This is a genomic window from uncultured Kluyvera sp. (genome assembly GCF_902485085.1).
GTDB classification, from domain to species: domain Bacteria; phylum Pseudomonadota; class Gammaproteobacteria; order Enterobacterales; family Enterobacteriaceae; genus Kluyvera; species Kluyvera ascorbata.
In genome coordinates, this window is sequence record NZ_CABTJS010000145.1 from 14572 (window position 1) to 40969 (window position 26398).

At 57.4% G+C, this 26398-nt stretch carries 25 protein-coding genes; 14 read left to right on the forward strand and 11 right to left on the reverse strand.

From position 1 onward, the window contains the following. Window positions 1–242: 242 nt before the first annotated feature. Window positions 243–2246, reverse strand: coding sequence for a heparinase II/III family protein (locus tag RDN66_RS18145; protein ID WP_202215902.1), 2004 nt, complete (start codon window positions 2244–2246; stop codon window positions 243–245). After that, the gene (locus RDN66_RS18150) at window positions 2243–3484 is read right to left on the reverse strand and encodes an alginate lyase family protein (protein WP_202215901.1); all 1242 of its coding nucleotides are present in this window, start codon (window positions 3482–3484) and stop codon (window positions 2243–2245) included. The genes RDN66_RS18145 and RDN66_RS18150 overlap by 4 nt, the downstream gene beginning before the upstream one ends. A 526-nt stretch (window positions 3485–4010) precedes the next feature. Here RDN66_RS18150 and RDN66_RS18155 point away from each other — a divergent pair. From RDN66_RS18155 to RDN66_RS18175, 5 genes are read left to right on the forward strand one after another with little or no spacing between them, the layout of a single operon-like run. Further along, window positions 4011–5300: a sugar ABC transporter substrate-binding protein gene (locus RDN66_RS18155; RefSeq protein ID WP_035895399.1), complete on the forward strand. Its 1290-nt coding sequence runs from the start codon at window positions 4011–4013 to the stop codon at window positions 5298–5300. A gap of 13 nt (window positions 5301–5313) precedes the next feature. Continuing rightward, window positions 5314–6255 (forward strand): carbohydrate ABC transporter permease, encoded by a 942-nt coding sequence (locus RDN66_RS18160; protein ID WP_081918560.1) that lies wholly within the window; start codon window positions 5314–5316, stop codon window positions 6253–6255. Window positions 6256–6264: 9 nt separating this feature from the next. Further along, window positions 6265–7104, forward strand: coding sequence for a carbohydrate ABC transporter permease (locus RDN66_RS18165; protein WP_115074719.1), 840 nt, complete (start codon window positions 6265–6267; stop codon window positions 7102–7104). 10 nt (window positions 7105–7114) lie between these two features. Then, window positions 7115–8209 (forward strand): ABC transporter ATP-binding protein, encoded by a 1095-nt coding sequence (locus RDN66_RS18170; RefSeq protein ID WP_123651451.1) that lies wholly within the window; start codon window positions 7115–7117, stop codon window positions 8207–8209. Between the two features lie 7 nt (window positions 8210–8216). Further along, on the forward strand, window positions 8217–9359 hold the full coding sequence (locus RDN66_RS18175; RefSeq protein WP_202218126.1) for an alginate lyase family protein: 1143 nt from the start codon (window positions 8217–8219) through the stop codon (window positions 9357–9359). Window positions 9360–9458: 99 nt separating this feature from the next. Here RDN66_RS18175 and RDN66_RS18180 read toward each other — a convergent pair whose 3' ends face one another. Then, window positions 9459–9803, reverse strand: a complete 345-nt coding sequence (locus tag RDN66_RS18180; RefSeq protein ID WP_035895394.1) for a RidA family protein — start codon at window positions 9801–9803, stop codon at window positions 9459–9461. 127 nt (window positions 9804–9930) lie between these two features. Here RDN66_RS18180 and RDN66_RS18185 point away from each other — a divergent pair, with 127 nt between their 5' ends. From RDN66_RS18185 to rnd, 5 genes are all read left to right on the forward strand, one after another. Further along, on the forward strand, window positions 9931–11841 hold the full coding sequence (locus RDN66_RS18185; RefSeq protein WP_035895392.1) for an ATP-dependent DNA helicase: 1911 nt from the start codon (window positions 9931–9933) through the stop codon (window positions 11839–11841). A 58-nt stretch (window positions 11842–11899) separates the two neighbouring features. Beyond that, window positions 11900–12595 (forward strand): tRNA (adenosine(37)-N6)-threonylcarbamoyltransferase complex dimerization subunit type 1 TsaB, encoded by a 696-nt coding sequence (gene tsaB / locus RDN66_RS18190; protein WP_202215900.1) that lies wholly within the window; start codon window positions 11900–11902, stop codon window positions 12593–12595. Between the two features lie 40 nt (window positions 12596–12635). Then, on the forward strand, window positions 12636–13217 hold the full coding sequence (locus RDN66_RS18195; protein ID WP_308538092.1) for a Slp family lipoprotein: 582 nt from the start codon (window positions 12636–12638) through the stop codon (window positions 13215–13217). A gap of 207 nt (window positions 13218–13424) precedes the next feature. Further along, entirely contained in the window at window positions 13425–15110 is a 1686-nt protein-coding gene (gene fadD / locus RDN66_RS18200) for a long-chain-fatty-acid--CoA ligase FadD (RefSeq protein ID WP_308538093.1), read from the forward strand. Between the two features lie 81 nt (window positions 15111–15191). Next, entirely contained in the window at window positions 15192–16307 is a 1116-nt protein-coding gene (gene rnd / locus RDN66_RS18205; RefSeq protein ID WP_035895405.1) for a ribonuclease D, read from the forward strand. Window positions 16308–16410: 103 nt separating this feature from the next. On the opposite strand, the gene gdhA is transcribed toward rnd, so the two are convergent. Then, on the reverse strand, window positions 16411–17754 hold the full coding sequence (gene gdhA, locus RDN66_RS18210) for an NADP-specific glutamate dehydrogenase (RefSeq protein ID WP_035895378.1): 1344 nt from the start codon (window positions 17752–17754) through the stop codon (window positions 16411–16413). Window positions 17755–17989: 235 nt separating this feature from the next. Between gdhA and RDN66_RS18215 the strand changes: the two genes are divergently transcribed. Then, entirely contained in the window at window positions 17990–18259 is a 270-nt protein-coding gene (locus RDN66_RS18215) for a YnjH family protein (protein WP_035895376.1), read from the forward strand. Here RDN66_RS18215 and RDN66_RS18220 read toward each other — a convergent pair. Beyond that, window positions 18219–18635, reverse strand: coding sequence for a pyrimidine (deoxy)nucleoside triphosphate diphosphatase (locus tag RDN66_RS18220; protein ID WP_202215898.1), 417 nt, complete (start codon window positions 18633–18635; stop codon window positions 18219–18221). The genes RDN66_RS18215 and RDN66_RS18220 overlap by 41 nt on opposite strands. Window positions 18636–18713: 78 nt before the next feature. Here RDN66_RS18220 and RDN66_RS18225 point away from each other — a divergent pair, with 78 nt between their 5' ends. Continuing rightward, window positions 18714–19283: a carboxymuconolactone decarboxylase family protein gene (locus tag RDN66_RS18225; RefSeq protein ID WP_035895372.1), complete on the forward strand. Its 570-nt coding sequence runs from the start codon at window positions 18714–18716 to the stop codon at window positions 19281–19283. Further along, window positions 19273–19905, forward strand: coding sequence for a CDP-alcohol phosphatidyltransferase family protein (locus RDN66_RS18230; RefSeq protein ID WP_202215897.1), 633 nt, complete (start codon window positions 19273–19275; stop codon window positions 19903–19905). The genes RDN66_RS18225 and RDN66_RS18230 overlap by 11 nt, the downstream gene beginning before the upstream one ends. Here RDN66_RS18230 and RDN66_RS18235 read toward each other — a convergent pair. The 6 genes from RDN66_RS18235 to RDN66_RS18260 form a co-directional block, all read right to left on the reverse strand. Next, window positions 19902–21206: a rhodanese-like domain-containing protein gene (locus RDN66_RS18235; RefSeq protein ID WP_308538094.1), complete on the reverse strand. Its 1305-nt coding sequence runs from the start codon at window positions 21204–21206 to the stop codon at window positions 19902–19904. The two genes, RDN66_RS18230 and RDN66_RS18235, sit on opposite strands and share 4 nt — an antisense overlap. Window positions 21207–21290: 84 nt before the next feature. Further along, window positions 21291–21923 carry an ATP-binding cassette domain-containing protein gene (locus RDN66_RS18240; protein ID WP_202215895.1) on the reverse strand — a complete coding sequence of 211 codons (633 nt, stop codon included), beginning with the start codon at window positions 21921–21923 and terminating at the stop codon, window positions 21291–21293. Further along, window positions 21923–23458, reverse strand: a complete 1536-nt coding sequence (locus RDN66_RS18245) for a thiamine ABC transporter permease (protein ID WP_308538095.1) — start codon at window positions 23456–23458, stop codon at window positions 21923–21925. The genes RDN66_RS18240 and RDN66_RS18245 overlap by 1 nt, the downstream gene beginning before the upstream one ends. After that, window positions 23431–24570 (reverse strand): ABC transporter substrate-binding protein, encoded by a 1140-nt coding sequence (locus RDN66_RS18250; RefSeq protein WP_227675184.1) that lies wholly within the window; start codon window positions 24568–24570, stop codon window positions 23431–23433. Before RDN66_RS18250 ends, RDN66_RS18245 begins: the two co-directional genes overlap by 28 nt. A 52-nt stretch (window positions 24571–24622) precedes the next feature. After that, window positions 24623–25324 carry a TVP38/TMEM64 family protein gene (locus RDN66_RS18255; RefSeq protein ID WP_202215892.1) on the reverse strand — a complete coding sequence of 234 codons (702 nt, stop codon included), beginning with the start codon at window positions 25322–25324 and terminating at the stop codon, window positions 24623–24625. Beyond that, on the reverse strand, window positions 25324–25977 hold the full coding sequence (locus tag RDN66_RS18260) for a TVP38/TMEM64 family protein (protein ID WP_227675183.1): 654 nt from the start codon (window positions 25975–25977) through the stop codon (window positions 25324–25326). Before RDN66_RS18260 ends, RDN66_RS18255 begins: the two co-directional genes overlap by 1 nt. On the opposite strand from RDN66_RS18260, the gene RDN66_RS18265 reads away from it, so the two are divergent. Beyond that, on the forward strand, window positions 25900–26067 hold the full coding sequence (locus RDN66_RS18265; protein ID WP_202215891.1) for a hypothetical protein: 168 nt from the start codon (window positions 25900–25902) through the stop codon (window positions 26065–26067). The genes RDN66_RS18260 and RDN66_RS18265 overlap by 78 nt on opposite strands. The last annotated feature ends 331 nt before the right edge of the window (window positions 26068–26398 follow it).

The window sequence follows — 26398 nt, forward strand, 5'->3', positions numbered from 1 at the left end:
CGAAAGACAAGGTCAATCCGCCAGGGATGGCGGATTGAGGCGAACCGAGACAGGATGTCGAGTTTCGCCGTGCCGCAGGCTGGAGTCGTAGGCGAGCGTAGTGCGAAGCACCGATTTCCCTGCGGGGCCGCGGGGATTGCGAAGGGGTGCGCGGCCGCACCCCTTGGCCCGTTCACCGGTGAAGGAACTTCATATTCCACCCAACGTAAAGTGAACGGAACATTTCACTCAACTGACATATATCAGTCTCGCCCCACGAACTCAGGCCGCAGCGCAGGATCGTCATACAGCGTCACATGCGCCACCCGCTCCCCCCGCCAGACAGTCAATTGAGTCCCAACAGCAGTATGATGCACGCACACCTCCGTCAACGGCGACTGCTTCGCCAAATCCCACACGCAGACAAAACGCGCCTGCGGCAGATGATTACGCAGCACCAGATAACTCAAATCACCGATCGCCGGATTATCGGCCTCCAGCCCCTGCCAAAGCTCACCGTCGCCAGACAGCCACAGCGCAAAGGTCTCGCCCTGATGGGAAAAGTGGCGCGGCTGACAGCCATGCAGCGGCGTGACGGTCGCGTTGCGCATCGCTTGCAGCGGGCCGCTGAGCGAGAAGGGCTGCGGTTCCCCGCTCTGGTCCAGCGCATCGGCCGCCAGATGCAGCGTCCAATCAAGCTGCTGGCGGTGCGGGTTTTCCACCGTCGACAAATCAATCAGCACATCATCCAGCCACAGCAAACGGCGGCGAAAACGCACATCGCGCCAGGACTCGACGTCCCACTCCACGCGGGTGTGGCTGTTTAGCTGCGGTGGTGGTTTCCCCCAATCGGTTTCGGTATCCAACCACAAATACTCCTCGCCCATATGCCAGCCGAGCACGTCGGAGTTGGCCGGGGGCTGGTTGGTCTGGTTGACCGTCAGCGTATTATGGGTGGCGCTGTTTTTGTAATAGTCATAGTGCATTCTGGCCCCGTAACCGGTGGTGCCGAGGTCCGGCAGCAGCCAGCCGTCGCGCTGCCACAGCATCAGGCTCTGGCGGTCATAATGATCGTGCTCGCCGCCCCACGGACTGTGCTTAATCAGCACCGCCTGCTGCTGATGCGGCCGCCGCCACAGCGTGAGCCCGGCACCGGGCGCGTACAGCGACTGCTGCGGAATCAGATTCAGATGAGTTTCCGGCAGCGGTTGGTGACGCCAGAGCAGCGTCTCGCGCTCGTCAGGCTCTCCGGCGGTAAATTGCAGCACCGCTGCGTAGCGCGGGTCGCGCCAGATAAACCACGCGAACTCGTACAGATCCCGATGATGCAACTTCTCCTGCCCGGCGAGGCAATCGTTGAGCCGGGGAAAGGTGCCGTCCGGCAGCAGTAGCTCGAGCGGGAAGTGCAGCATCTGCGGGTACCACGGGCCGTCAATCAGGCTCCAGCGGGTGCCGTGCGCCAGCTTCTCAAAGGCAAAGAACCCCTGAAGCGCGTAATAGTGATAGTGAACCGAACCCTCAAACCACAGACCCTCAGCTAACAGGCCGTGCTCAAGCTGCCAGCGCAGGCCGTAAGGCGCATTGACCGCGAATTCCAGCAGGCTGTCGTCCCCCAGTACAAAGCCGAGCACCCCCAGCGCCGCGCCAATTTTGACCTCGTGGTTGTGGATTTGCGGGCTGCGGTGCTCGCACAAAAACGTCGCCGCGCAGCGCAGCAGGTTTTCGCTGATATGCTGACGTTCGTCCGCCGTCAGGCTCTCGGCAATAAAGTCATAGCCCAGCGCCATATCCAGAATGCAGTTGGCTTCACACAGCGTCTGGGCGTTCATTTTACCGGGACCATTGTGCGGAATATCACCGTGTACCGCGTAGTCCGGGTAGACATCCGCATAGCCCATCAGCAGGGTACGCACTTTATCGCGGTAGGTGGCGTTGCCGGTCAGGCGCCAGAGCAGGCCTAACTGCTGGCAGGCGCTGGCGTTACGGCCGTTCATTTCCCGCCACCAGGCACCGTCCCACGGTTCGCCGCTGAACACCTCACCGTCTACCGGACAGGCGTGGTGGTGCGGTGAGTCTGGCTGCCAGGTCAGCCGTACCCCGTGGTGCGGGCAGAAGTAGTAGAGATTCCAACTGGCGATCCCGGTTTGCGGAATGCACACAGCGGCGTCAAGCATCGGTTGTGCATCCTTCACGAGCTGTTCAATCAGGCCCTGTTCGCCGACGGCACGCGCGGCGATCTCTGGCCATAGCCCAGAAAATTGTCTCATTTTTGGTTTTCCCTGACCTCTGAAGACACGGTAAGCGGTACAGTGAGCGTGGTAATATCGTCGGGATATTTCGCCCGCAGCCAGTGCGCTTTCTCGCGGAACAGCGCATCGTCAGGCCAGGCGTGGGCGGCTGTGGCGATGTTGCGCAGCGCCTTCTTGTCATCCATTTTGTCGAGGTCTTTCCACGGCCACGGCGTATCGCTATTAATAAACCCGGCGATGTACTGATAGCCCTTACGCAGGCTGTGGTCGTCGAGGGTAAAGTTCCAGATATCTACTCCGGCTTTTTCGCCCAGACGACCCAGACGGCTGTATGCGTCGAGGTTAAAGTTGCTGTAGTGCCACGGGCGAGTACGCTCCAGTTCGGCCATCTGACGGCCTTCAACGTCAAACTGCCCGGCAATACGGCGCAGTTGGGTGACATACAGGCGCTTTTTGGCCTCTTCCGGCTTGCCGCTGAACAGCGCAAAGGTCGCCGCCTGCATATCGAAGTAGGTGCCGTGATTGTTGTGCCAGTTCTCTTCTTCAAATCCGTTCTGACTGGTGGTCATCCAGTGATAGAAATCACCAAACCACTGTTTCAGCTCGGTCACGTCGGCATCGCTCAGCGTGCCGGAGGCTTGCAGCAGGGCAATGGCATCCACCACGTCAACCAGCGCGCGGCTGTCGATAATGCCAATGCCACGGCCTGTGTTAATGCCAGGAATGGCCTGTGCATGCTGTAAGTTTGGTGTCATACGGGTTTCAGGCGCGAGGAACCAGCTTTTCAACTGTGCCGCGGCTTTCTGCGCATAGCGCTCGTCATGCGAGAAATACCAGGCCAGCGCCAGCGTGGAGACGTCGTTGCTCATCTTCACCAGGCGGTTTTTATCGGTGGCGTCGCTGTTGGCATCCGGGTTGGTTTGACCATCTTTGCGGATGTACGGCAGGCCGTCTTTGGTATCCGGGTTTGGCCACCAGTAGGGCGGGAAGCTGTAGTAGTCGTGCTTGTTGCCGCTGGCGGCTACCAGCGTTTTGTCCATCACCGAATAGAGCGGGTGCTTCAACGCACCGTCCGCTTTTTTCAGCAATGCGCTTTCTGCCTGTAAAAACAGCGGGTCTTTGGCGGCAATTTGCTCACGGCTGAACGCCAGATCTTTGCCATCGAGTGTATAGGGCTCTGCCGCATACAGTGAAGCGCTGAACCCAGAGCAGAGTAGCGCAATGCCTAATATTCCACGGCGATGTATTGAACTCATAGTGATAACCCTTCTGCAAATAGAGAAAAGATAACAAGAGAATTTTGCCTTTAGCGTATTTTAACAACACTAAAAGCAGGCGATTTAATTAAAAGGTAACGTATTCATAAATAGGTTGGCGTGCAGTGTAAAAGACAAAGTGATTTTTTTTGTGATGTTCATCATGGTTATCGAGTTGAATAAAAAATGACGCATTTAATGCAGTATAGCTCACGTTTTTAGCTGTTTTTCTTATTTTTTTTAGATTATCAAAAAAACAAACAAAATGTTAATTTATTGAATTTAATGAATAAAATATTTTAGTCACTTTTTATGTCACTTTCTGGTGTGATCCGGTTCAACTTTTCTGTTTATGAAATACGATTTCTTTTTTGTGTGGTTGTATTGGAAAATATATTTCTATTTAATGTTCGAAATAATTTTTATGCATGTTGTATTCAACGCCAAATGTTAATCCAGATCACGGAAATGCGTTTGGTGAGAATTTAATTATCTTTGTGCCCTACACAATAAAGGATATGCAATCATGTCTGCGAATAAATTACGTTCATTATTACTTCTTTCCGCTCTGGGACTGGGTATCGGGCAAAGTTACGCCGCCACGACCCTTAACGTTTGGATCCGCGCGAGCAACGATTCCAAAAATATCTACAAGCAAGAAGCCGAGAAGTTTGAAGAGAAGACCGGCATTAAGATTGAGTATTTCAATGCCACCACTGACTTTGAACAGCGGCTGGCGCGCGCAACGGCGGGCAATGCCTTACCGGATCTGATCTTCAACGATGCCGCTTCGCTCGGTCAGTTTATTCAGCTCGGCATTGCCGATGAGATAGACCCGAAAGCCATCAGCGGCGGCGACCAGCTTTACCAGACAGCCTGGAACAGTACCCGCTACATTGACGGAAAATACTACGGTGTGCCAACGTCTGCGCAAACCTTCGCGCTGTTTGTACGCAAAGACTGGCGCGAGAAGCTGGGCCTGCCGCAGCCTAAAAGCTGGGACGATATCCAGAAACTGGCTAAAGCCTTCACCACCCAGGACCCGGACGGCAACGGTAAAAACGACACCTACGGCTTTATCGTTCCGGCCTCTACCACGCGCGGCTACGCCAGCTGGTTTATGAGCAGCTTTATCTGGCAGGCGGGCGGGGATTTCGTCAAAGAGAACAACGGCAAATTCAGCGCGTCGCTCGATACCCCAGAAGTGGCCCAGGCGATGACCTTTATGCGCACCATGATGTGCGAAAAAGTGACCCAGCCGGGGGCGATCAACGCCACCACCGCCGACGTTATCCCATCGTTCCGCTCTGGACAAAGCGGCATGTTCTTTAGCGGCCCGTACCACATTGCGCTCTTTGATAAAGACCCGGGCAAAGACAACTTTGAAGTCGTACCGGTCATTGGGCCAAAAGGCGAAGCCACGCTCGCCGAAGGGACCACCGTCTTTATGATGAAGAGCAGCAAGCAGAAGGAGGCGGCGCGCAAATTCATCGAATTTATTATCTCAGCGGAAGGTCAGGAGATAGGCATGGGTAAAGGCAGCCAGCATATTCCGGTGGTACGTCTGCCGGTGAATAAGAACGTTGATGTGCAAGCCGTCTATCAGGATGCCCGCTGGGAAACCTTCGCCAAACTCTACAACGAGCAGGGCCGCTACGTGCCGCAGATTCCTAACTGGACGCCGGTACGCCAGGTGGCGGCCGATGGCTTTAACCGTATCTTCGCCGACTGTAATAGCAATATCAGCGCTGAGCTGAAGGCGGTCGACGTGAAGGTGAACGCCGAGCTGGAAAAACAAAACGTGCTGGCTAAGTGAGAAGGAGTAAGTAATGACGCTGCATGAGACGAAGTCCGCGCCGCTAAAGCAAGCCGCTTCGCCTGACGCGACCGGCTGGCTGACGGCAAAACGCAAGCGGGCGCTGATTCCGTGGCTGTTCCTGGCCCCGGCGCTGATTATCTTTAGCTGGTTTAAGTTCATCCCGATGATTCAGGGTCTGGTGATGAGCTTTTACAAGGTCAACTTTAATCAGCCGGATGAGTGGGTCGGGTTCGACAACTTTACCCGCGCCTTTGCCGACGTGGAGCTGCACGCGGCGGTGGTGAACACGCTGCTTTACGTGGTCGTGACCATGTTTGCGGCCGCCATTCTGGCTTTCTTCCTTGCGATGTTGCTGGAAGGCCCCGCACGCCACCTGCGCTTTATTCGTACCGCTATCTTCTTACCGGCGGTGACCAGTGCGGCGATCGTCGCGGAGATGTGGCGCATTCTGTTCAACCCAACGCCAAACGGCGTGGTGAACCACATCCTCAGCTGGTTTGGCGTGGCTGACCAGGGGTTCCTTGCCAGTTCTGATCAGGCGCTCGGTGTCATCATGCTGCTGCATATCTGGAAAGCGGTGCCCTACAACATGGTGATTTTTATCGCCGGTCTGGCGGGTATCAGTCGTGACCTGTACGACGCCTCGAACGTCGACGGCGCGAACTGGTGGAACCGTCTGCGCTACGTGACGCTGCCTGGGATGATCCCAGCGCTGTCGGTGGTGCTGATGCTCTCCTTTATTCGTGGCTTCCGTGTGTTTGCCGAGGTGTATGCCACCACCGGCGGTGGGCCATCTAACGCCACGGAAATGGTCATGACCCATATCTATAAGCTGGGCTTTGAGCAGTTTGACTATGGCTATGCCTCGGCGGTGTCGTTCCTGCTGTTTACCTTCACCGTAATCTTAACCATTTGTCATTTGACGCTGAAAAAACGTATCGCACGTTACTAAGGAGCCGTGATGTTGAGTAAACGTTGGGATACCGCAGGGCGCTGGTGCATCTACGCGCTGCTGCTGATTGTCTTCGTTGGACCGTTCTGGGGCATTGTTGCTACCGCCTTTAGCGGAGCGCCGGTGAAGCCGGGTGAACTGCTGGCCTGGCCGAATCAGTTCTCGTTTGAAAACTTCATCTTTGCGTGGATGGATATCGGCGTCTGGCAGTATCTGCTGAACTCCATTCTGGTGGTGTTCTTCGGCACCATTTTACAGGTGTCGGTCAGTGCGCTGGCGGCCTACGCCCTGGCCCGTAAGAAGTTTCGCGGCGTGGCGCTGGTCAGCCTGGTGATTTTATCCACCATGATGCTACCGGAAGAGGTTATTGCCATTCCGCTATACATGATTATCAACTGGCGGCTGCCGTTTATCGATGCGTCGCTCTACAACAGCTATCTCGGCATGATTCTGCCGGTGGTGGGTTGGGCCTTCTCCATCTTCGTGCTGACCGAATTTATGTCGGCTATCCCGAAAGAGCTGGAAGAGGCGGCACGTATCGACGGCGCGAACGAGTGGCAGATTTTCTTCCACGTCATTCTGCCGCTGGTGAAACCGGCGCTCGGTACTGTGGTGACCTTCGGCTTCATTATGATTTGGGACCAGTACCTGCTGCCGCTGATTGTGGTGAACCAGGACAGCCTGAACACCATTCCGGTCATTCTCGGCACGCTGCGTACCGATGAGAGCATCACGCCGAACATTTTTATCGCCATTACGCTACTGGCGATGCTGCCAAGCATCATCGTCTATCTGGGTCTGCAAAAACATTTCAACCGCGGGATCATGTCCGGCGCGGTCAAAGGATAAGGGGTTACCGATGGGATCTGTTGTATTAAATAGCGTGCGCAAATCATACGGTGATGCTCACGTCATTAAAGATGTGTCGCTGACTATTCCTGACGGCGAGTTCTGCGTGCTGGTGGGGCCGAGCGGCTGCGGGAAATCGACGCTGCTGCGCATGATAGCCGGTCTGGAAGAAATTTCCGCCGGGGAAGTGCACATCAACGAACGTGATGTCACCGAAGTGGAGCCGAAGCTGCGCGATATCGCGATGGTATTCCAGAGCTATGCGCTCTACCCGCAGATGACGGTGCGCGAAAACATGGGCTTTGCGCTGAAGATGGCGCGACTGCCGAAAACGGAAATCAAACAGAAAGTTGATGAAGCGGCGGCGCTGCTGGGGCTGGAACCGCTGCTGGAGCGTCTGCCAAAAGATCTCTCCGGCGGTCAGCGTCAGCGCGTAGCGATGGGGCGCGCCATTGTGCGTAAGCCGCAGGTGTTCCTGTTTGATGAACCGCTGTCGAACCTCGACGCCAAGCTGCGTACCCAGGTGCGCGGTGAAATTCGCGAGCTGCATCGTCGCCTGAAAACGACCTCTGTGTACGTCACCCACGATCAGATTGAAGCGATGACCATGGGGCAGATGATCGTGGTGCTGCGCGACGGGCGCATTGAACAGGCGGGTACGCCGCTGGAGCTGTACGACCAGCCGGCCAACCTGTTCGTCGCCGGGTTTATCGGCTCACCGGAGATTAACCAGCTACGAGGAGAGGTGGTGCTCACCGGCAATACGACCAACCTACGCCTGAAAGATGGATCGCTGCTGGCGTTGCCGGTAGGACTCCAGGTGACCGACGGTCAACAGGTGGTGTACGCCATTCGTCCGGAGCAGGTCAACGTGGTACACGAAGCCCGCGACGATGCGCTGGCGGCGAAGGTGACGGCGGTGGAAAATACCGGTTCGGATATGCAGCTGTTCTGCGATACCGGCGGCGGGGCGTTTACCTCGGTGTTTAAGCAGCGTCTGGCGGTGAAAGAGGGTGACACTATCTGGCTTCAGCCGAAGCTCTCCGGCGTGCATTTGTTTGATGCGCAAAGCGGCCTGCGCATAGCGTGCCAGGAGGGCCAATAAGGTGGCGATGAAGCTGTACACCCTTGATGAAACCTGTCTGGAAAATGCCCGTGCGGGCCTGAAGCAGCCGTTTTCGCCGCTGCAGCTGGCCCTCAGCAAGCTGGTAGCTGAAGCGGATTTGCTTAAGCGCGAGCCACCGGAAAGCGTGGTGCATAAAAAGCTGCGCCCGGCGAGCGGTGATGCGCACGATTACTACAGTCTGGGCACCTACTGGTGGCCAAACCCACGGCGGCCCAACGGGCTGCCCTACATTCGCCGCGACGGGCATATCAACCCGCAGTGTGAGAATAACGATACCGATACCTCGCGCATCATCCGCATGTGCGAGCGCTGCCTGACGCTGGGGCTGGCGTGGTACTTTACCGGCCAGCGTCAGTACGCGCAGGCCGCTGCCACGCAGATCCGCTGCTGGTTCCTCGACGGCGACACACGCATGAACCCGCATCTGAACTACGGACAGGCGATCCCTGGCATAGTGTCCGGGCGCGGAACCGGGCTTATCGACACCCGTCTGCTGTGGATGGTGGTCGATACTATCGGGCTGATCAACGCGGCTAGCGTGCTGGATACCGATGATATCATCGGTCTGCACCAGTGGTTCCGCGACTTTAACCACTGGATGTACTACAGCGACATCGGCCACTCTGAATACGTCTGGCACAATAACCACGGTACCTGGTACGACGCCCAGCGTGCGGTCAATGCGTTGTTTTACGGTGATAAAGGGCTGGCCGCGCGGATTATTGAGCAGGGGATCACCCAGCGTATGGCGGCGCAGATTGATCAGGACGGCAAGCAGACGATGGAGCTGGAGCGTACTATTCCGTTCCACTATTCGCTGTTTAACCTCGAAGCACATCTGTTGCTTAACCGCTATGCCGAGCACGTCGAGTTCGATCGCTGGAACCACATTCGTGACGGACGTGGGGTGAAGCAGGGGATCGATTACCTGGTGCCGTTTATTCGCGAGCCGGATCTGTGGCCGTACAGTGATTTGCAGGGGATTGTCTGGGATAGCGCGCTGCGGGTGTTGTTACAGACGGTGCGCGGGTATCCGAAGCAGTCGGCGAGCTATCGTGACGTGCTGAAGTGCTTGCCGCAGGAGACGCTACAGTTGAAAGAGCAGTTGATGTGGTGTCCGGGATTGTAGAAGAGAGCCACCCCGGCGGTGCTGCGCTGGGCCGCGCTACATATAAGGTAGCCCGGGCGAGGCGCTCGCGCCGACCCCGGGGAGGCACGGTATACCGAATTACACTGCGGCGATAATCTTAATCTCAACCTTATATTTCGGGTTCATCAGCTTTGCCTGCACGGTGCAACGCACCGGCGCGTGACCGGCAACCACCCAGGCATCCCACGCTTTGTTCATGGCGGCGAAATCATCGCCGTCAGGCAGAAAAATGGTGGCGTCAAGAATACGCGACTTATCGCTGCCCTGTTTTTCCAGCACCGCATCAATCTGCGCCAGCGTATTTGCCGTTTGCTCAAACGCATCGGCGTCCAGGTTTGCCGGTACGCCGGTGTAGTACAGCGTATTGTTATGGATGACGACATCAGACCAACGAGCTTCGGCATCAATACGTACAATTGTCATTTCATTTTCCTTTTAACATCACGTAAACGCGGTAAGACTGCCACAATGTCGACGCCGCGTCACGACTTCGGCTGGCATAAGCGGGGTTCGCCTGACATAATCACTGGGAATTTTTCCAGGGGGTAACGTGACGGACGATTTTGCAGAAGATGGCCAGCTAGCGCAGGCGATAACCGGCTTTAAACCGCGTGAACCGCAGCGTCAGATGGCGCACGCCGTCGCGAAGGCGATTGATAACGGCCAGCCGCTGGTGGTAGAAGCGGGGACCGGGACCGGGAAAACCTACGCTTATCTTGCCCCTGCGCTGCGCTCGGGGAAAAAAGCCATTATCTCAACCGGCTCGAAGGCATTGCAGGATCAGCTCTACAGCCGCGACCTGCCGACCGTCGCCACCGCGCTTAGCTTTAGCGGCAAGCTGGCGCTGCTGAAAGGGCGCTCAAACTACCTCTGTCTCGAACGTCTAGAACAGCAGGCGATGGCGGGCGGCGACCTGCCGGTACAAACCCTCAGCGACGTTATTTTGCTGCGCAGCTGGGCTAACCAGACCGTGGATGGCGACATCAGTACCTGCGTCAGCGTGGCGGAAGATTCTCAGGCCTGGCCGCTGGTCACCAGCACCAACGATAACTGCCTGGGTAGCGACTGCCCGCAGTATCAGGACTGTTTCGTGGTGAAGGCGCGTAAAAAGGCGATGGATGCCGACGTGGTGGTGGTCAACCATCACCTGTTCCTCGCTGACATGGTGGTAAAAGAGAGCGGCTTCGGCGAGCTTATCCCCGAAGCCGACGTGATGATCTTCGATGAAGCACACCAACTTCCGGATATCGCCAGCCAGTATTTCGGTCAATCGCTCTCCAGCCGCCAGTTGCTGGACCTCGCCAAAGACGTGGTCATTGCCTACCGTACCGAACTAAAAGATACCCAGCAGTTGCAAAAATGCGCCGACCGTCTGGCGCAGGCCACCCAGGATTTCCGTTTGCAGGTGGGTGACCCAGGCTACCGCGGCAACCTGCGTGAACTGTTGGCAGAAACCGCCGTGCAACGCTCGCTGCTGCTGCTCGATGATGCGCTCGAACTGTGCTACGACGTGGCGAAGCTGTCGCTTGGCCGCTCCGCCTTGCTCGATGCCGCTTTCGAACGTGCGACCCTGTATCGCGCCCGCTTAAAGCGCCTCAAAGAGATCAATAAGCCCGGCTACAGCTACTGGTACGAATGCAACTCGCGTCACTTTACGCTGGCGCTGACGCCGCTCACCGTGGCGGACAAATTCAAAGAGGTGATGGCGGCCAAACCGGGCAGTTGGATCTTTACCTCGGCGACGTTGTCGGTAAACGACGACCTGCACCACTTTACCGAACGCCTCGGTATTGAAGCGGCGGAGTCCATGCTGCTGCCGAGCCCGTTTGACTACGCCACCCAGGCGCTCCTGTGCGTGCCGCGCAACCTGCCGCTGCCGAACCAACCGGGGGCCGCACGTCATCTGGCGGCGATGCTGAAACCGCTGATTGAGGCCAACGACGGGCGCTGCTTTATGCTCTGCACCTCGCACGCCATGATGCGCGACCTCGCCGAACAGTTCCGCGCGACCATGACGCTGCCGGTGCTGTTGCAGGGGGAAACCAGCAAAGGCCAACTGCTTCAGCAGTTTGTTAGCGCCGGTAACGCCCTGCTGGTGGCGACCAGCAGCTTCTGGGAAGGGGTCGACGTGCGCGGCGACGCGCTGTCGCTGGTTATCATCGATAAGCTGCCGTTCACTTCACCGGACGACCCGCTGCTGAAAGCGCGCATGGAAGACTGTCGTCTGCGCGGCGGTGACCCGTTTGAAGAGGTACAGCTACCGGACGCGGTGATTACCCTCAAGCAGGGCGTAGGGCGACTGATTCGCGATGTCGACGATCGCGGCGTGCTGGTCATTTGCGACAACCGCCTGGTGATGCGTCCGTACGGCGCAACCTTCCTCGCCAGCCTGCCGCCCGCACCGCGCACCCGTGATATTCGACGGGCGACACGATTCCTGGCGCTGTCATCGACGCGGTAATGCGGAGCAAAGTGTGGTAAGATGCGCGCCATTTTGTTGATCGAGAGCGCGACTAACCATGCGAATTCTGGCTATCGATACCGCCACGGAAGCCTGCTCGGCTGCTCTGTGGAATGATGGCAACACCTGTGCCCACTTCGAGCTTTGCCCACGGGAACACACCCAACGTATCCTGCCTATCGTGCAGGATATCCTCACTCAAGGCGGCGTCAGCCTGACCGACCTCGACGCGCTGGCGTTCGGCCGTGGGCCGGGCAGCTTTACCGGCGTGCGTATCGGCATTGGTATTGCACAAGGTCTGGCGCTGGGCGCAGAGCTGCCGATGATCGGCGTATCGACCCTCGCCACCATGGCGCAGGGGGCCTGGCGTAAGCAGGGCGCGACCCGCGTGCTGGCAGCTATCGACGCGCGTATGGGCGAAGTCTACTGGGCCGAATACCAGCGTGATGAAAATGGCGTCTGGCACGGCGAAGAGAGCGAAGCGGTGCTGAAGCCGGAAGTGGTGCAACAACGTCTGTCTGAACTCAGCGGCGAATGGGCAACCGTCGGCACCGGTTGGGCGGCCTGGCCTGATATGGCGCAGAGCGCGAACGCGACGCTGGTAGACGGCAACGTCACGTTACCCGAAGCCGAAGATATGCTGCCTATTGCCTGTGCGATGCTGGAGCAGGGCAAAACCGTCGCCGTGGATAAAGCGGAACCGGTTTATTTACGTAACAACGTTGCGTGGAAGAAACTTCCTGGCCGTGAATGAATCTCAGTAGATAGAGAGCGTAAAAATCAGGAGCAGCATCATGGCAGGTAAAAGTTTTGTGATTCGTGGAGCCGCAGTGGGGCTTATCGCTTTCGCGTTAAGCGGCTGCGTCAGCGTGCCGGATGCCATTCAGGGCAGAAGCCCAACGCCGCAGCAGGATCTGGTGCGGGTTATGGCTGCACCGCAGCTGTACGTCGGGCAGGAGTCGCGTTTTGGCGGCACCGTCGTGGGTATTGAAAACCAGCAGGGCAACACCCGTCTGGAAATCGCTACCGTACCGCTCGATAGCGGCGCGCGTCCGATTCTGGGCGAAGCCTCGCGCGGGCGTATCTATGCTGACGTGAACGGCTTCCTCGACCCGGTAGATTTCCGTGGTCAATTGGTCACGGTAGTGGGGCCGATTGTTGGCACCGTTGAAGGTAAAGTCGGTACCACCAAATACACCTTCCTGCAGATGAAAGCGACGGGTTACAAGCGCTGGCATGTGGCCCAGCAGGTCGTGATGCCGCCGCAGCCTATCGACCCGTGGATGTTTGGTCCACGCCCCTGGAACTACGGTTACGGCGGTTGGGGATGGTATAACAGCGGCCCCACTGAAGTCCGGAACGTCGTAACTGAATAAGATCTGATGTAAAGCAGACAAAAAAGAAACAGCGGCTAGCCCGCTGTTTCTTCGTTGTAATGGATATAAAAAAAATAAAGAGTGACGCGCTTCGCAACCTTAATTCTGATTAATTCTTAAACTGGTACGCTGAGTTAATATAATGTTAATGAAAGTTTATCATTTGGGGTTGCGATGACGACGAATACGTATTTTAGAGGTGATGCTTTGAAAAAGGTTTGGCTCAACCGTTATCCTGCTGACGTCCCGGCAGAGATCAATCCTGACCGTTATCAATCCCTGGTGGAACTGTTCGAACACTCGGCAACGCGCTTTGCCGACCAGCCTGGCTTCGTCAACATGGGCGAAGTCATGACCTTCCGTAAGCTCGAAGAGCGCAGCCGCGCCTTTGCTGCTTATCTCCAGCACGGGCTGGGGTTGAAGCAGGGCGACCGCGTCGCGCTGATGATGCCTAACCTGCTGCAATACCCGGTCGCGCTGTTTGGTATTTTGCGTGCCGGGATGATCGTGGTGAACGTTAACCCGCTGTACACGCCCCGCGAGCTGGAACACCAGCTGAACGACAGCGGCGCGCAGGCTATCGTGATTGTCTCCAACTTTGCCCATACCCTGGAAAAAGTGGTCGACAAAACCTCGGTGAAGCACGTGATCCTTACCCGGATGGGCGACCAGCTCTCCACGGCGAAAGGCACGCTGGTGAACTTCGTGGTCAAATACATCAAACGTCTGGTGCCGAAATACAATCTGCCGGACGCGATTTCGTTCCGCAGCGCGCTGCATAACGGCTACCGCCTGCAGTACGTGAAGCCGGTAGTGAAGGCTGACGACATCGCTTTCCTGCAATATACCGGCGGGACGACGGGCGTGGCGAAAGGGGCGATGCTGACCCACCGCAACATGCTGGCGAACCTCGAGCAGGTGAAAGCGACCTACGGACCGCTGCTGCACGAGGGTAAAGAAGTCGTCATCACCGCGCTGCCGCTGTACCACATTTTCGCGCTGACCATGAACTGCCTGCTGTTTATTGAACTGGGCGGTAAAAATATTCTCATCACCAACCCGCGTGATATTCCGGGGTTGGTGAAAGAGCTCGGCAAATACCCGTTCACCGCGATGACCGGGGTGAACACCCTGTTTAACGCGCTGCTGAACAATAAAGAGTTCCAGCAGCTGGATTTCTCAACCCTGCACCTCTCCGCAGGCGGCGGGATGCCGGTGAATCACGCGGTAGCTGAACGCTGGGTGAAGCTGACCGGGCAGTATCTGCTGGAAGGCTACGGCTTGACCGAATGCGCGCCGCTGGTGAGCGTGAACCCGCACGATATCGACTACCACAGCGGCAGCATTGGCCTGCCGGTGCCGTCTACCGACGTGAAGCTGGTGGATGACGACGATAATGAAGTGCCCGCGGGTCAGCCGGGCGAGCTGTGTGTGAAAGGGCCGCAGGTGATGGAAGGCTACTGGCAGCGTCCTGACGCTACCGCCGAAATCATCAAAGATGGCTGGCTGCATACCGGCGATATCGCGGTGATGGACGATGAAGGCTTCCTGCGCATCGTTGACCGTAAAAAAGATATGATTCTGGTCTCCGGCTTCAACGTCTATCCAAATGAAATTGAAGACGTGCTGATGCAGCACACCGGCGTGCTGGAAGTGGCCGCCGTGGGCGTGCCGTCCGGCAATAGCGGTGAAGCGGTGAAGATTTTCGTAGTCAAGAAGGATGAAAGCCTGACTGAAGAGGCGCTGATTACCTTCTGTCGTCGCCAGCTTACCGGCTACAAGGTCCCGAAACTGGTTGAATTTCGTCAGGAATTGCCGAAGTCGAACGTCGGTAAAATTTTGAGACGAGAATTACGTGACGAAGCCCGCGCCAAAGTGGACAATAAGGGATAAGTCACGAGTCATGATGCCAAACGCCAGCTCAGCTGGCGTTTTTTTTGGCGCAATCTAAGAGAGTACGAATTGAACTATCAGATGATCACTACCAACGACGAACTCAGCACCCTGTGCGATGCGGTTCGTCAGACCACCGCCGTGGCGCTGGACACCGAGTTTGTCCGCACCCGCACCTATTATCCGCAGTTGGGGCTGATTCAGCTTTTTGACGGCGAACGTACGGCGCTGATTGATCCTCTGAACATTACCGACTGGTCGCCGCTGCAGGCGATTTTGCAAGACCGTAACATCACCAAATTCCTGCATGCGGGCAGTGAAGACCTGGAAGTGTTTATGAACACCTTCGGTTCCATGCCGCAGCCGCTTATTGATACCCAGGTGCTGGCAGCCTTCTGTGGCCGCCCTATGTCCTGGGGCTTCGCGCCGATGGTCGCGGAGTATTCCGGCGTTGAGCTGGATAAAAGTGAATCACGCACCGATTGGCTTGCTCGCCCCTTGACGACGCGCCAGTGCGACTATGCCGCTGCGGACGTCTGGTATCTGCTGCCTATCGCTCACAAGCTGATGGCGGAAACCGAACAGGCCGGGCGACTGGACTGGGCGCTTAATGAATGCCATTTGATGCAGCAGCGCCGTCAGGAAGTGACCGACCCCGCTGATGCATGGCGTGACATAACCAACGCCTGGCAGCTGCGTACGCGTCAACTGGCGTGCCTGCAACTGCTGGCGGACTGGCGTCTGCGTAAAGCGCGCGAGCGCGACCTGGCGGTAAACTTTGTGGTCCGTGAAGAGCACCTGTGGAGCGTGGCGCGCTATATGCCGGGCAGCTTGGGTGAACTGGACAGCCTGGGGCTGTCGGGTAGTGAGATTCGCTTCCACGGTAAAACGCTGATTAGCCTCGTGGAGAAAGCACAAGCGCTGCCGGATGACGCGCTGCCAGAACCGCTGTTGAACCTGATGGATATGCCGGGCTATCGCAAGGTATTTAAAGAAATTAAGGCGCTGGTGCAGGAAGTGGGGCAGGCGAATGACGTCAGTCCTGAAATGCTGGCATCCCGTCGTCAGATTAACCAGTTGCTGAACTGGCACTGGCAGTTGAAGCCACGTAACACGGCTCCGGAGATGATTTCCGGCTGGCGCGGTGAGCTGCTCTGTGGCGGGCTGGATAAGCTGTTGGCGGCGTACCCGCGTTAAGTCTTGTGTTAAAAATCCCGGGGTCGCATTCTGTACGACCGGGCTACATGTCGTTGCATTGGTAGCCCGGACGAGTGAAACGACGCCGGGAAAACTCGCGAGATTAAATCACACCCTGAGCCAGCATTGCATCGGCGACTTTCACGAAGCCAGCGATGTTCGCGCCGCGAACATAGTTGGTTTGCGCTGCTTCACCGCCGTGCTCAACGCAGGCGTGGTGGATATCCAGCATGATGTGGTGCAGACGCGCATCCACTTTTTCCGCTTTCCAGCTCATACGTGCCGCGTTCTGCGCCATTTCCAGACCAGACGTTGCCACGCCACCGGCATTCGCTGCTTTACCCGGTGCGAACAGTACGCCCGCTTCGAGGAACAGGTCGGTTGCTTCGATGGTGGTTGGCATGTTGGCGCCTTCCGCCACGGCTTTCACACCGTTAGCAATCAGCACGCGGGCGGCGTCAACGTCCAGTTCGTTCTGGGTCGCACATGGCAGAGCGATATCTACCGGAACGCTCCACGGCTGCTGGCCTTCCAGATACACCAGACCAAACTCGCGCGCGTAATCGGCCACGCGACCGTCGCGGCTGGCTTTGATTTCGCACAGGCGCGCCAGCTTCTCGGTGGTGAAGCCTGCTTCATCTACCACGGTGCCGCTGGAATCAGAAGCGGTCACGACGCGCGCGCCCAGCTCCATTGCTTTTTCGATAGCATACTGCGCCACGTTACCGGAACCGGAAACGGCGACACGCATACCTTCAAAGCCCAGACCATGACGCTTAAGCATCGCTTCAGTAAAGTACACCAGACCATAGCCGGTGGCTTCTGGGCGAATCAGGCTGCCGCCGAAGGAGAGACCTTTACCGGTAAACACGCAGGCGGTGTCGTTAGAGAGTTTTTTCATCATCCCGGCCATAAAGCCGACTTCACGGCCACCCACGCCGATATCGCCTGCCGGTACGTCGGTGTCGGAGCCCAGATGACGATAGAGTTCGGTCATCAGCGATTGGCAGAAGCGCATCACTTCGCCTTCGCTTTTGCCTTTCGGATCGAAGTCAGAACCGCCTTTACCGCCGCCCATAGGCAGGGTGGTCAAGGCGTTTTTGAAGGTCTGTTCGAAGCCGAGGAATTTGAGAATAGAGAGGTTTACCGACGGGTGGAAGCGCATTCCCCCTTTGTACGGCCCAATCGCCGAACTGAACTGCACGCGCCATGCGCGGTTAACCTGTACCTGATTACGGTCGTCTACCCACACGACGCGGAATTGAATAACACGCTCAGGCTCAACTAATCGCTCCAGCAGGGAAAGCTGGCGATAGCGCGGGTTCTGTTCCAGGAACGGCCAGAGGGTTGTCATGACTTCGCGGACAGCCTGAGCAAACTCGGTCTGGTGTGGGTCGCGTTGTTGAACATGAGCCAGGAAGTTATTGAGGGAGCAAACCTGATCCATAAATATAAGCACCTCTTATGGTTGTGATCGTATGTAGTTGTTATGGTTGTGTTTAGTAAAGTGGCATTTTTCGACTATATCATTACCTGGCTAACGGATGACAAGTAAATTCCGGGAGCGAAATAAAATTAATATTTGGGGTGGGGTCATAACTAAAAGCGATGATGTAAAAAATTTAAGTTAGCCCCGATTTTGGTCGATAGTATTAAGAGATGATTTTTCAGGAGATTAAGGGATGAAAACGTTCTGGATTGCGGGCGCACTGGCGCTGTTATGTCATGCGGCGCAGGCCCGGCCTCAGCTGGAAGTCAACGTTCCGCCGGAGGTGTTCAGCAACAGCAACACCACCCAGCGGGCGCAGCCGTGCGCTCAATGCTGTATTTATGAAAATCAGAACTACTCTGAAGGGGCGGTTATCAAAGCGGAAGGCGTGCTGTTACAGTGCCAGCGCGATGAAAAAACCATCAGCACGAATCCGCTCGTGTGGCGGCGGGTAAAGCCATAAACGCGTGAAGCAACGGTATGTCGGCGGGAGCTAATGCGTAGCTTAACGCCTCCTGCGGCGTACACCACGCCAGCGCGCTGTGTTCACGGGCGATGATTTCACCGTCAAAGTGCGGAACGTACCAGGCGTGGAGATGGATAATTCGCCCGGATACCTCGCGCTGGTGGCTGGCAACGTAGCAGGCAGGCCAGGCGTGAATAGCTAACTCTTCGCGCAGTTCGCGTACCAGCGCTTCTGGCTGCGTTTCTCCTGTTTCCACTTTTCCGCCCGCAAACTCCCACAGCCCCGGCTGATCGGCATGAGGTGGGCGCTGGGCAAGCAGAATTTTGCCGTTTTGTTCAATAATGGCGGCAACAACATCAATGGTTTTCAGCATAGCGGTCAAAGACGTGATAAAGGGAATGCCATATTATCGCTGCTTTGTTGTCAGCTAAAGCCTTGCAGGAGTCTCCGGGTGAAAAATAAACAACCCTGGGTGCAGCCGCTCAGTCAGTTACCCCTCAGTTTAAAACCCATCGTTGCCATGCAGCAGAAACATTACGGTAGCGTATTGAACCCAACCCGCTGGTGGGGACGAATGCCGCGGTTGTTCTGGTTAGTGGCGCTGTTCGTCGGCTATCTGGAGCGTAAAAAAGCGCGCCTGGACCCTACGCTTCGGGCGCTGTTGATGACTCGCGTTTCCCAACAGTGTGATTGCGCCTTCTGTATTGATGCCAACAGCTTGCGTCTGGCGCAGCGTAGCGGGGCGATGGATAAAGTGCTAGCGCTGGCTGACTGGCACACCTCGACGCTGTTTTCTCCTGCCGAGCGTGCAGCGCTGGGCTATGCGGATGCGGTAACGGCTACGCCGCCGCGCGTATCCGATGAGCAAAAAATATCGTTACACTGTCACTTTTCAGATGAGCAGATAACCGAGATGACCGCGCTGGTAGCGTTCCAGAATTTGTCCGCGCGCTTTAACGCCGCGCTGGAGATCCCGTCACAGGGGCTGTGCAGCACGGATGGAGATTCACATGCTAGATAAGCACCTGCATCCTCGCCTGAAGCCGCTGCTCAATCGTGCCGCCCAAGCGTTAGATAGGCCGGGCATCTCCGCCGACGGCATCACGTTAATGGGCTTTGCCATCGGCGTGTTGGCGCTGCCGTTTCTGGCGCTGGGTTGGTACGGTGCGGCGCTGGTGGCGATTGTGGCTAACCGACTGCTCGACGGCCTTGATGGTGCGCTGGCGCGCCGACGCGGGCTGACGGATGCCGGAGGATTCCTCGATATCGCCCTCGATTTTCTGTTTTACGCGCTGGTGCCGTTCGGCTTTATGCTGGCAGACCCCGCGGCGAATGCCCTCGCGGGCGGCTGGCTGCTCTTCGCCTTTATGGGCACCGGCAGCAGCTTTCTGGCGTTTGCGGCGCTGGCAGCAAAGCATCAGATTGATAATCCGGGCTACGCGCACAAATCGTTGTATTACCTTGGCGGTTTAACCGAAGGCACCGAGACGATTCTGCTGTTTGTGCTGGGCTGTTTGTTTCCGGCGTGGTTCGCGTGGATGGCGTGGGTGTTTGGCGCGCTGTGCTGGATGACGACGTTTAATCGGGTGTGGGGAGGGTACATGACGCTGAAGCACCTCCAGCGCCATGAAATGACGGATTAGCGAGCGCTGTCCGGGCCGCGGTCGCCGGTGGAAACCGGGTTTTTCGGGTTGCTGCTCCACTCGTACCAGCCGCCGTCGTAGACGCTGACGTTCTGCCAGCCCATTGCACGGGCGTACATAAAGGTCTCAGACGCGCGCCAGCCGGTGCCGCAGTAGAAGGAGACCTGCTGGGTTGGCAGGATATTCCAGGACTTCCACATCGCGGCAATATCATCTGCGCTGCGCATGGTACCGTCTGGGTTATGGAAGTCTTCCATGTGGGTAGAGTCGCTGCCCGCATGGCCCCAACGTGCGCCCGCAATCTCACCTTTTGGCTTAATGTAGCTGTAGCCGCTGGTGGTGCCGATGAATTCCGGCCACGAACGAATGCTGACCAGCGACGCATCCTGGCGATGCAACAGGCCGCGCGCCTGTTCCATATTCAGCATCAGCTGCGGCTGGCCTGGGATGGTTGCGCCGAAGTCCGGTGTCGGGGCCACGTCTTTTGGCAGACCGCGTTCTACCGGCAGCCCCGCGTCGGACCAGTTTTTCCAGCCGCCATCCAGTAAACGCACATCTTTCACGCCCGCATACAGCATAATCTGCGCGACGCGCGCTGCGGCATAGACATCGCGACCGTAAAGGATAACGGTGGTGTCATGGCGGATACCGTGTTTTGCCAGCATCGCTTTAAGCTTATCGTCAGAGACTTTATTCCACAGCGGCTCGCTTTCCACTTCGTTAGTGTCGATATAGCCCGCGTTCGGAATATGGCTGACCAGATAGAGCTTCGGCGCGCCCCACGCGGCTTCAATGACCTTGTAGTCGCCCGCGGGTTTCGCCGGAACGTTTTTCCCCTGCTGTAAATCATGCAGCCACTGAGGGTAGACCAGCTGCTCAAAGTGCGGCAGCTTTTGCAGACGGTCAGGCTGCTGCAGCGCATCGCTCAGCGTGGAAATATTGCTGAAACCGGCCTGTTTCAGGCGTTTGGCCACTGCTTCATTGTCTTTGCTGTCGCCATAAAGTGCGATGTCGGTCGTTTTACTCAACTGATGCTGCTGTGCCCACGCGCTAAGTTGCTCGTTGTTCATCGAAGAGAGCCAGCTTGCGGAGAGGTTTAACGCGCCCGGTTCGTGGCCCTGCGTGCCGTTAACCTGCTGTGGCCAGCCGTTATAGAAGGCGCTCAGGCGCGTATCAATGGCGGTCCCTTTTTGCTGCAGCAGGTGGGTGAAAGTTAAGGTTTTTGCCGTTTCAGCAGCAAAGACAGACGAGGCGAGGCCAAGGGCAACGGCCAGCGCAGTCAGTTGAGAAACACGTTTCATCAAATCATCCGACGAGGAAAAAAGGAGCATTATTCTGAACCTCCAGGTGGGTAAATACCTTGCGTTAACGCAATTTTTCCCGCGTCAGCGGAACTCGCTAAGCTGTAAACAGGCGGCATGGGGAGGAACATCGTCCGGGTCGTGGGTCACCTGGACGACCGGGATCTGCTGCTGGCTCAGTTCATCAAAAACCCATTGGCGAAAATTTGCGCGTAATGTTTTATCGAGACGGCTAAACGGTTCATCCAGCAGCAGCGCGTCGGGCTCGGCCAGCAGGGCACGAAGCAGCGCCACGCGGGCACGCTGACCGCCGGAGAGCGTTGCCGGGTCACGGTGATAAAACCCGCCGAGTTCGACATGCTCCAATGCTTGCTCAACGCGGTCGCGGCGCGCTTTCCGTGCGACGGTTGCCGGCAGCGCCAGACTGAGGTTCTGTCCAACGCTCATGTTGTCAAACAGCAGCGCATCCTGGAATAACACGCCGATACGGCGTTTCTCGGTTGGCTGCGTGTCGCAGCGCTGTCCGTTAAGCCACAGTTCTCCCTGGGCGCGAAAGGCACCGTCCAGCGCGCCAACCATCCATGAAAATAGCGTCGATTTTCCACAGCCCGACGGTCCCATGAGCGTCACTATCTCGCTGGGTTGAGCGGTGAAATGGATATCGCGCAGCAATGGCTGCCCATTGAGCGAAAGCGTGAGGTGTTTGACCTGCAACATTAACGTAATCCTCGACGGTAATGGCCAATGCGACGCGCCAGCAGCGCGGTGAATAAAAAGAAACCCATCGGCAGGAGGAGTTGCCACAGCGCCTGCGCCGCGAGTGACCCGGTCACGCCGCCGCTGCTGAGCGCGACCGCTTCGGTGGTGAGTGTGGGCACGCGCCCCCCGCCGAGCCACTGCGTTGGCAGGTACTGGGCGATGCTGACGGAGAAGCCTACGGCCAGCGCGGAGAGGATCGGCAGGATAATCAACGGGCATTTCAGGCGCAGGAATATCCGTCCGCGCCCCCAGCCCAGCGTTTTTGCTAGCAGTATCTGGCGGGTATCTATCTGTTGCCAGGCAGGGTGCAGCACGAAAAGCATCCACGGTACCACCCACAGCAGATGCCCCCACATGACCGTGACGAATTGCCCGTCCAGCCAGCCATAAAGTGCCAATTGATATTGCCCTGCTGCCAGCGGCAGCGCGGGGAGCAGCAACGGCAGGGTCAGCCAAATCGGCATAGATGAAGGCCCCCATTCGAGCCACAGTAGGCAGACCCCTGCGCCGATTAACGCCGAGAATAGCGCCAGCACAAGGCTGTTATTGAACGTATCAGTATCGGGAAACGTCGTATGTGCGAACCAGACCAGACATAGGGTGCAGAAAAGTCCGCTGAACGGCAGCATGATGCCGATAACCCGTCCAGGCAGCAATGGAAAATCAGGGTGTCGAATACCTGTTGGAAGCGGCTCGCGCGCTTGCCATCTTGACCCGAACAGCCTGCAGATTCCGGTTATGGCGGCCAGCAGCGCCAGTAACAGCAGGCAGACCAGACCGCCTTTAGCCCGATCGCCCGGGTCGGCTGAGTTCAACCATTGCCAGGCGAGGACGGCCAGCGTCGGCGGATTGCCGGGGCCGATAATGACTGCCACGTCCACCACGGAGAGTGTCCACGCCGTCGTCGCCAGTAGCGCGACTTTTAACGCTGGGGCCAGCGCGGGCAAGATGACATGAGTAAGACACTGCCCGCGTCCATAGCCCAGGCTCTTAAATACCACGACCTGTTCCGCCAGCCGTCGTTCACCCAGCAGCCCCCAGCATACCCACAGCAAAAACCCGCTCTCTTTTACCGCCAGGACTAACCCCAGCCCGATGCCATAGCGATCCTGAACCGGTTGGATAATCGGCAATAGGCGATAAAGTGCGCCGCCTTCAGCAAACAGTATCAGGGCGCAGGTGGCAAAAGCGACGTGTGGTAAGGCCAGCAGCAAGGGAAGGCGAGAAGCCAGCCGCTGCCAGCCGGCCGAGGGCCAAAGGGTGGCGATAACGAACAGCGCCAGAAATAGCGCACCGCCCACGCCGAGCAGGGTGGAAACCAGCGTAGCGGCGAGCGCTTGCGCCAGCTGCGGGTCATTGAGCAGGTACTGCCAGTGGGCGAACGAAAATGCAGGCATCGTCATGATGCCTGCGGCAGGGAGCAGGGGCAGATAGATAGTCAGCATCATGCCCCAGCAGAGCAGCGTTAGTGCGTACCGTAACGGCGCAGCCATTCCTGCTCCAGCGCATTTACCCAGGCCGCGTGTGGCTCAGCCAGCACCTTTGGGGTATTTTCCAGAATGAGCGATTGCAGCGTTTTTTGCTGTGCTCCACTGAGCTTTTGCGGGTCGAGTACGCTGGGGTCGCCCCATATTGCCGGGTCCGCTTTACGAAGCTGAGCTTCAGGCGACAGCAGGAAGTTCGCCACCACCTGTGCTCCCGCGCTCGCGGAGGCATTCGCGGGAATCGTCACAAAGTGAACGTTGCCGAGCATGCCGCTCAGGAAGCCAAAACTGTAGCTATCCTTCGGCAGCTCACCTTTTGCCACCTTCTGTTTCGCGTGCATCGGGTTAAAGGTCAGAGAAAGGCGCAGCGTACCGTTGCTCAACATGGTGTCCATTCGCGCAGGTGAAGGCGGGAAATCTTTGCCGTTACGCCACAGGTAAGGGTGCAGTTTATCAAGATAGGCCCATAGCGGTGCGGTTACGGTCGCGAACGTTTTCGCGTCAGGCGGCTGCTTTAGTGCATCGGGCTGTGCGGTGAGGTCAATTAACAGCTGTTCCAATAGCGCGGTGCCGGTAAAGTCCGGCGGGCGCGGGTAGGTCACCGTGCCGGGATGGGCTTTGGCAAATTCTAGCAGCGCCTGTGCCGAGTCTGGCGGCTGCGGTGTTTGCTGCTGGCGGGCGATAAAAGTCAGCTGCGCGCTGCCCCACGGAGACTCCGCGCCTTCCACGGGCACCGAAAAATCTTCCTGAACGGGTTTGCTGACATCAACATAGCGCCAGTTCGGCAACTGTTCCGCCCAGCCGGTGCGCAGCAGATTAGCTTCTTTCAGCGCGCGGAAGTTTTCGCCGTTGACCCACAGCAAATCGACCGAACCGTTGGTTTTACGCCCGGCCTGCGCCTCGGTCTGAATGCGCTTTACGGTGTCTGCGGCATCGGCAATGTGGACGATGCGCAGGTTAATGGCGTAATCGCGTTTTACCTCTGCGCTGACCCAATCAAGATAGTGGTTTACCGCTTCATCGCCACCCCAGGCGTTAAACCAGACGGTCTGGCCTTTGGCTTCGCTTTCAACCTGTTGCCAGCTCTGCGCGTGAGCCATCAATGGGCTCAGCGCCAGCATACTAAGACCGAGCAGGCTGTTGCGCAGGCGATGTGTTTTCCGTGGTAAGGCATCATGAATTCCTCTTTTGTCGTTCATGGTAGACCGTCTTAGCGACAACGATAACGATAGTCAGTGCAAACAAAATAAACAGCCCTGTGATAAACCAGTAGGTACCTCCGGTTAGCAGACTGCCCACCCACGAATAGACGATGGTGGCGGGAAGCTGGCCGATACCGGTGGCGATAAAAAAGTGGCGAAAGCGCAGTGACGTTAGTCCGGCGGCGTAGCTCACCGGGTCGAACGGGACGAAGGGCAGCAGGCGACAGATCAAAATGGTGTGCTTGCCATAGCGCTCAAAAAAGCCGTCGATACTTTTGAGCACCATTTTTCCCGTCAGCTTCTCGACCACGCCGCGCCCCATCAATCGAGCGATGTAGAAGCACAGTGCGGCGCCAGCCATCGAACTCGTCCACGAGAGCACCGCGCCCCAGAACGCGCCGAACAGCGACGCGTTGGCGAAGGTGATAAGAAAAGCGGGCAGCGGGGCAGCGACGGCCTGAAAAATCATCAATACAAACGAGACGGCGGCAGCCAGTGAGCCGTAGGAGTGAATAAACCGCTCAATGCCCTGCTGGTCGACGCTAAGAAACGCGGTTAGGCTCTGATCGATAAAAGCCTTCACGCTCGGAATACACCACCAGGCGAGCAGAAGTGCGATACCTGCCGCGAGCAGCAGCAGGCGGAAAAACAGCGTGGCGCGGCGCGAAGGCATCAGCGCTCTTCCCCGGAGAGATCCACGCGTTTATGTCGGGCATAACGTCTGGCGGCCTGTACCAGCGCAAACAGCGCGAGCCCGGCAAGGCTCAGTTTGAGGATGAATGCCAGCGTCAGGCCGTGTGTTGCCAGTTCGCTCGCCATCAGCGTGTAGATAAAAATTCCCGGTAGCGTGGTGAGCGCGGAAATCAGGGTGTAGGGCCAGAACGGGATTGCGGTCAGACCGTAGGCGTAGTTTTGAATGTTGTAGGGAAAGAGCGGGATGAGTCGGGTAAGAATCAAAAAGTCGATGCCGCTGCGGGCGATACCGCGTTCTATAGCCTGAAAGGTGGTCGTATGCCCGACGTATTTCACGAGTAGTGAACGTCCAAGCCAGCGAGCCAGCAGGAAAGAGATTGCGGAGGCAAGGGTGGCGGCAATGAGCGAGAGCAGGGTGCCGAGCCAGGGGCCAAAGACGATGCCTCCGACGAGCACCAGTGCGCTGCCGGGCAGCAGGCAGACCGTGGCGAGAATGAACAGGGCGATGTAAATAGCGTAGCCAGGCGTGCCGCTCTCGCGTACGAGCGTTTGCAGGTGACGGAGGTTAGTGACCAGGTCAGTCAGGCCGAAAGTGTGGGTCAGGATAACCAGGAGGGTGATGACAGCGACGATGAGCAGGAGCTTAGCGGCTGTGGGGTAGTGACTTCTTTTGCATGGGGGTCCTCCTGGTGGGAAGAAAAAGTGCGCGCGACGGTATTATAGATTAGGGGGCACTGCAAGATTTTAGCGTTGGTTTATTGATTTTGCTCAGAATTTTTGGGGGTGGTTTGCAGGTTGGGTGCGGGGTTCCGTTCACTTTACGTTGGGTGGAATATGAAGTCCCTTCACCGGTGAACGGGCCAAGGGGGGCGGCCGCGCACCCCTTGGCAATCCCCGCGGCCCCGCAGGGAAATCGGTGCTTCGCACTGCGCTCACCTACGAATTCCAGCCTGCGGCACGGCGAAACTCGACATCCCTGTCTCGGTTCGCCTCAGTCCGCCATCCATGGCGTCCTGACCTTGTCTTCCATTCTTCGGCTCGCCGATTTCCAGCG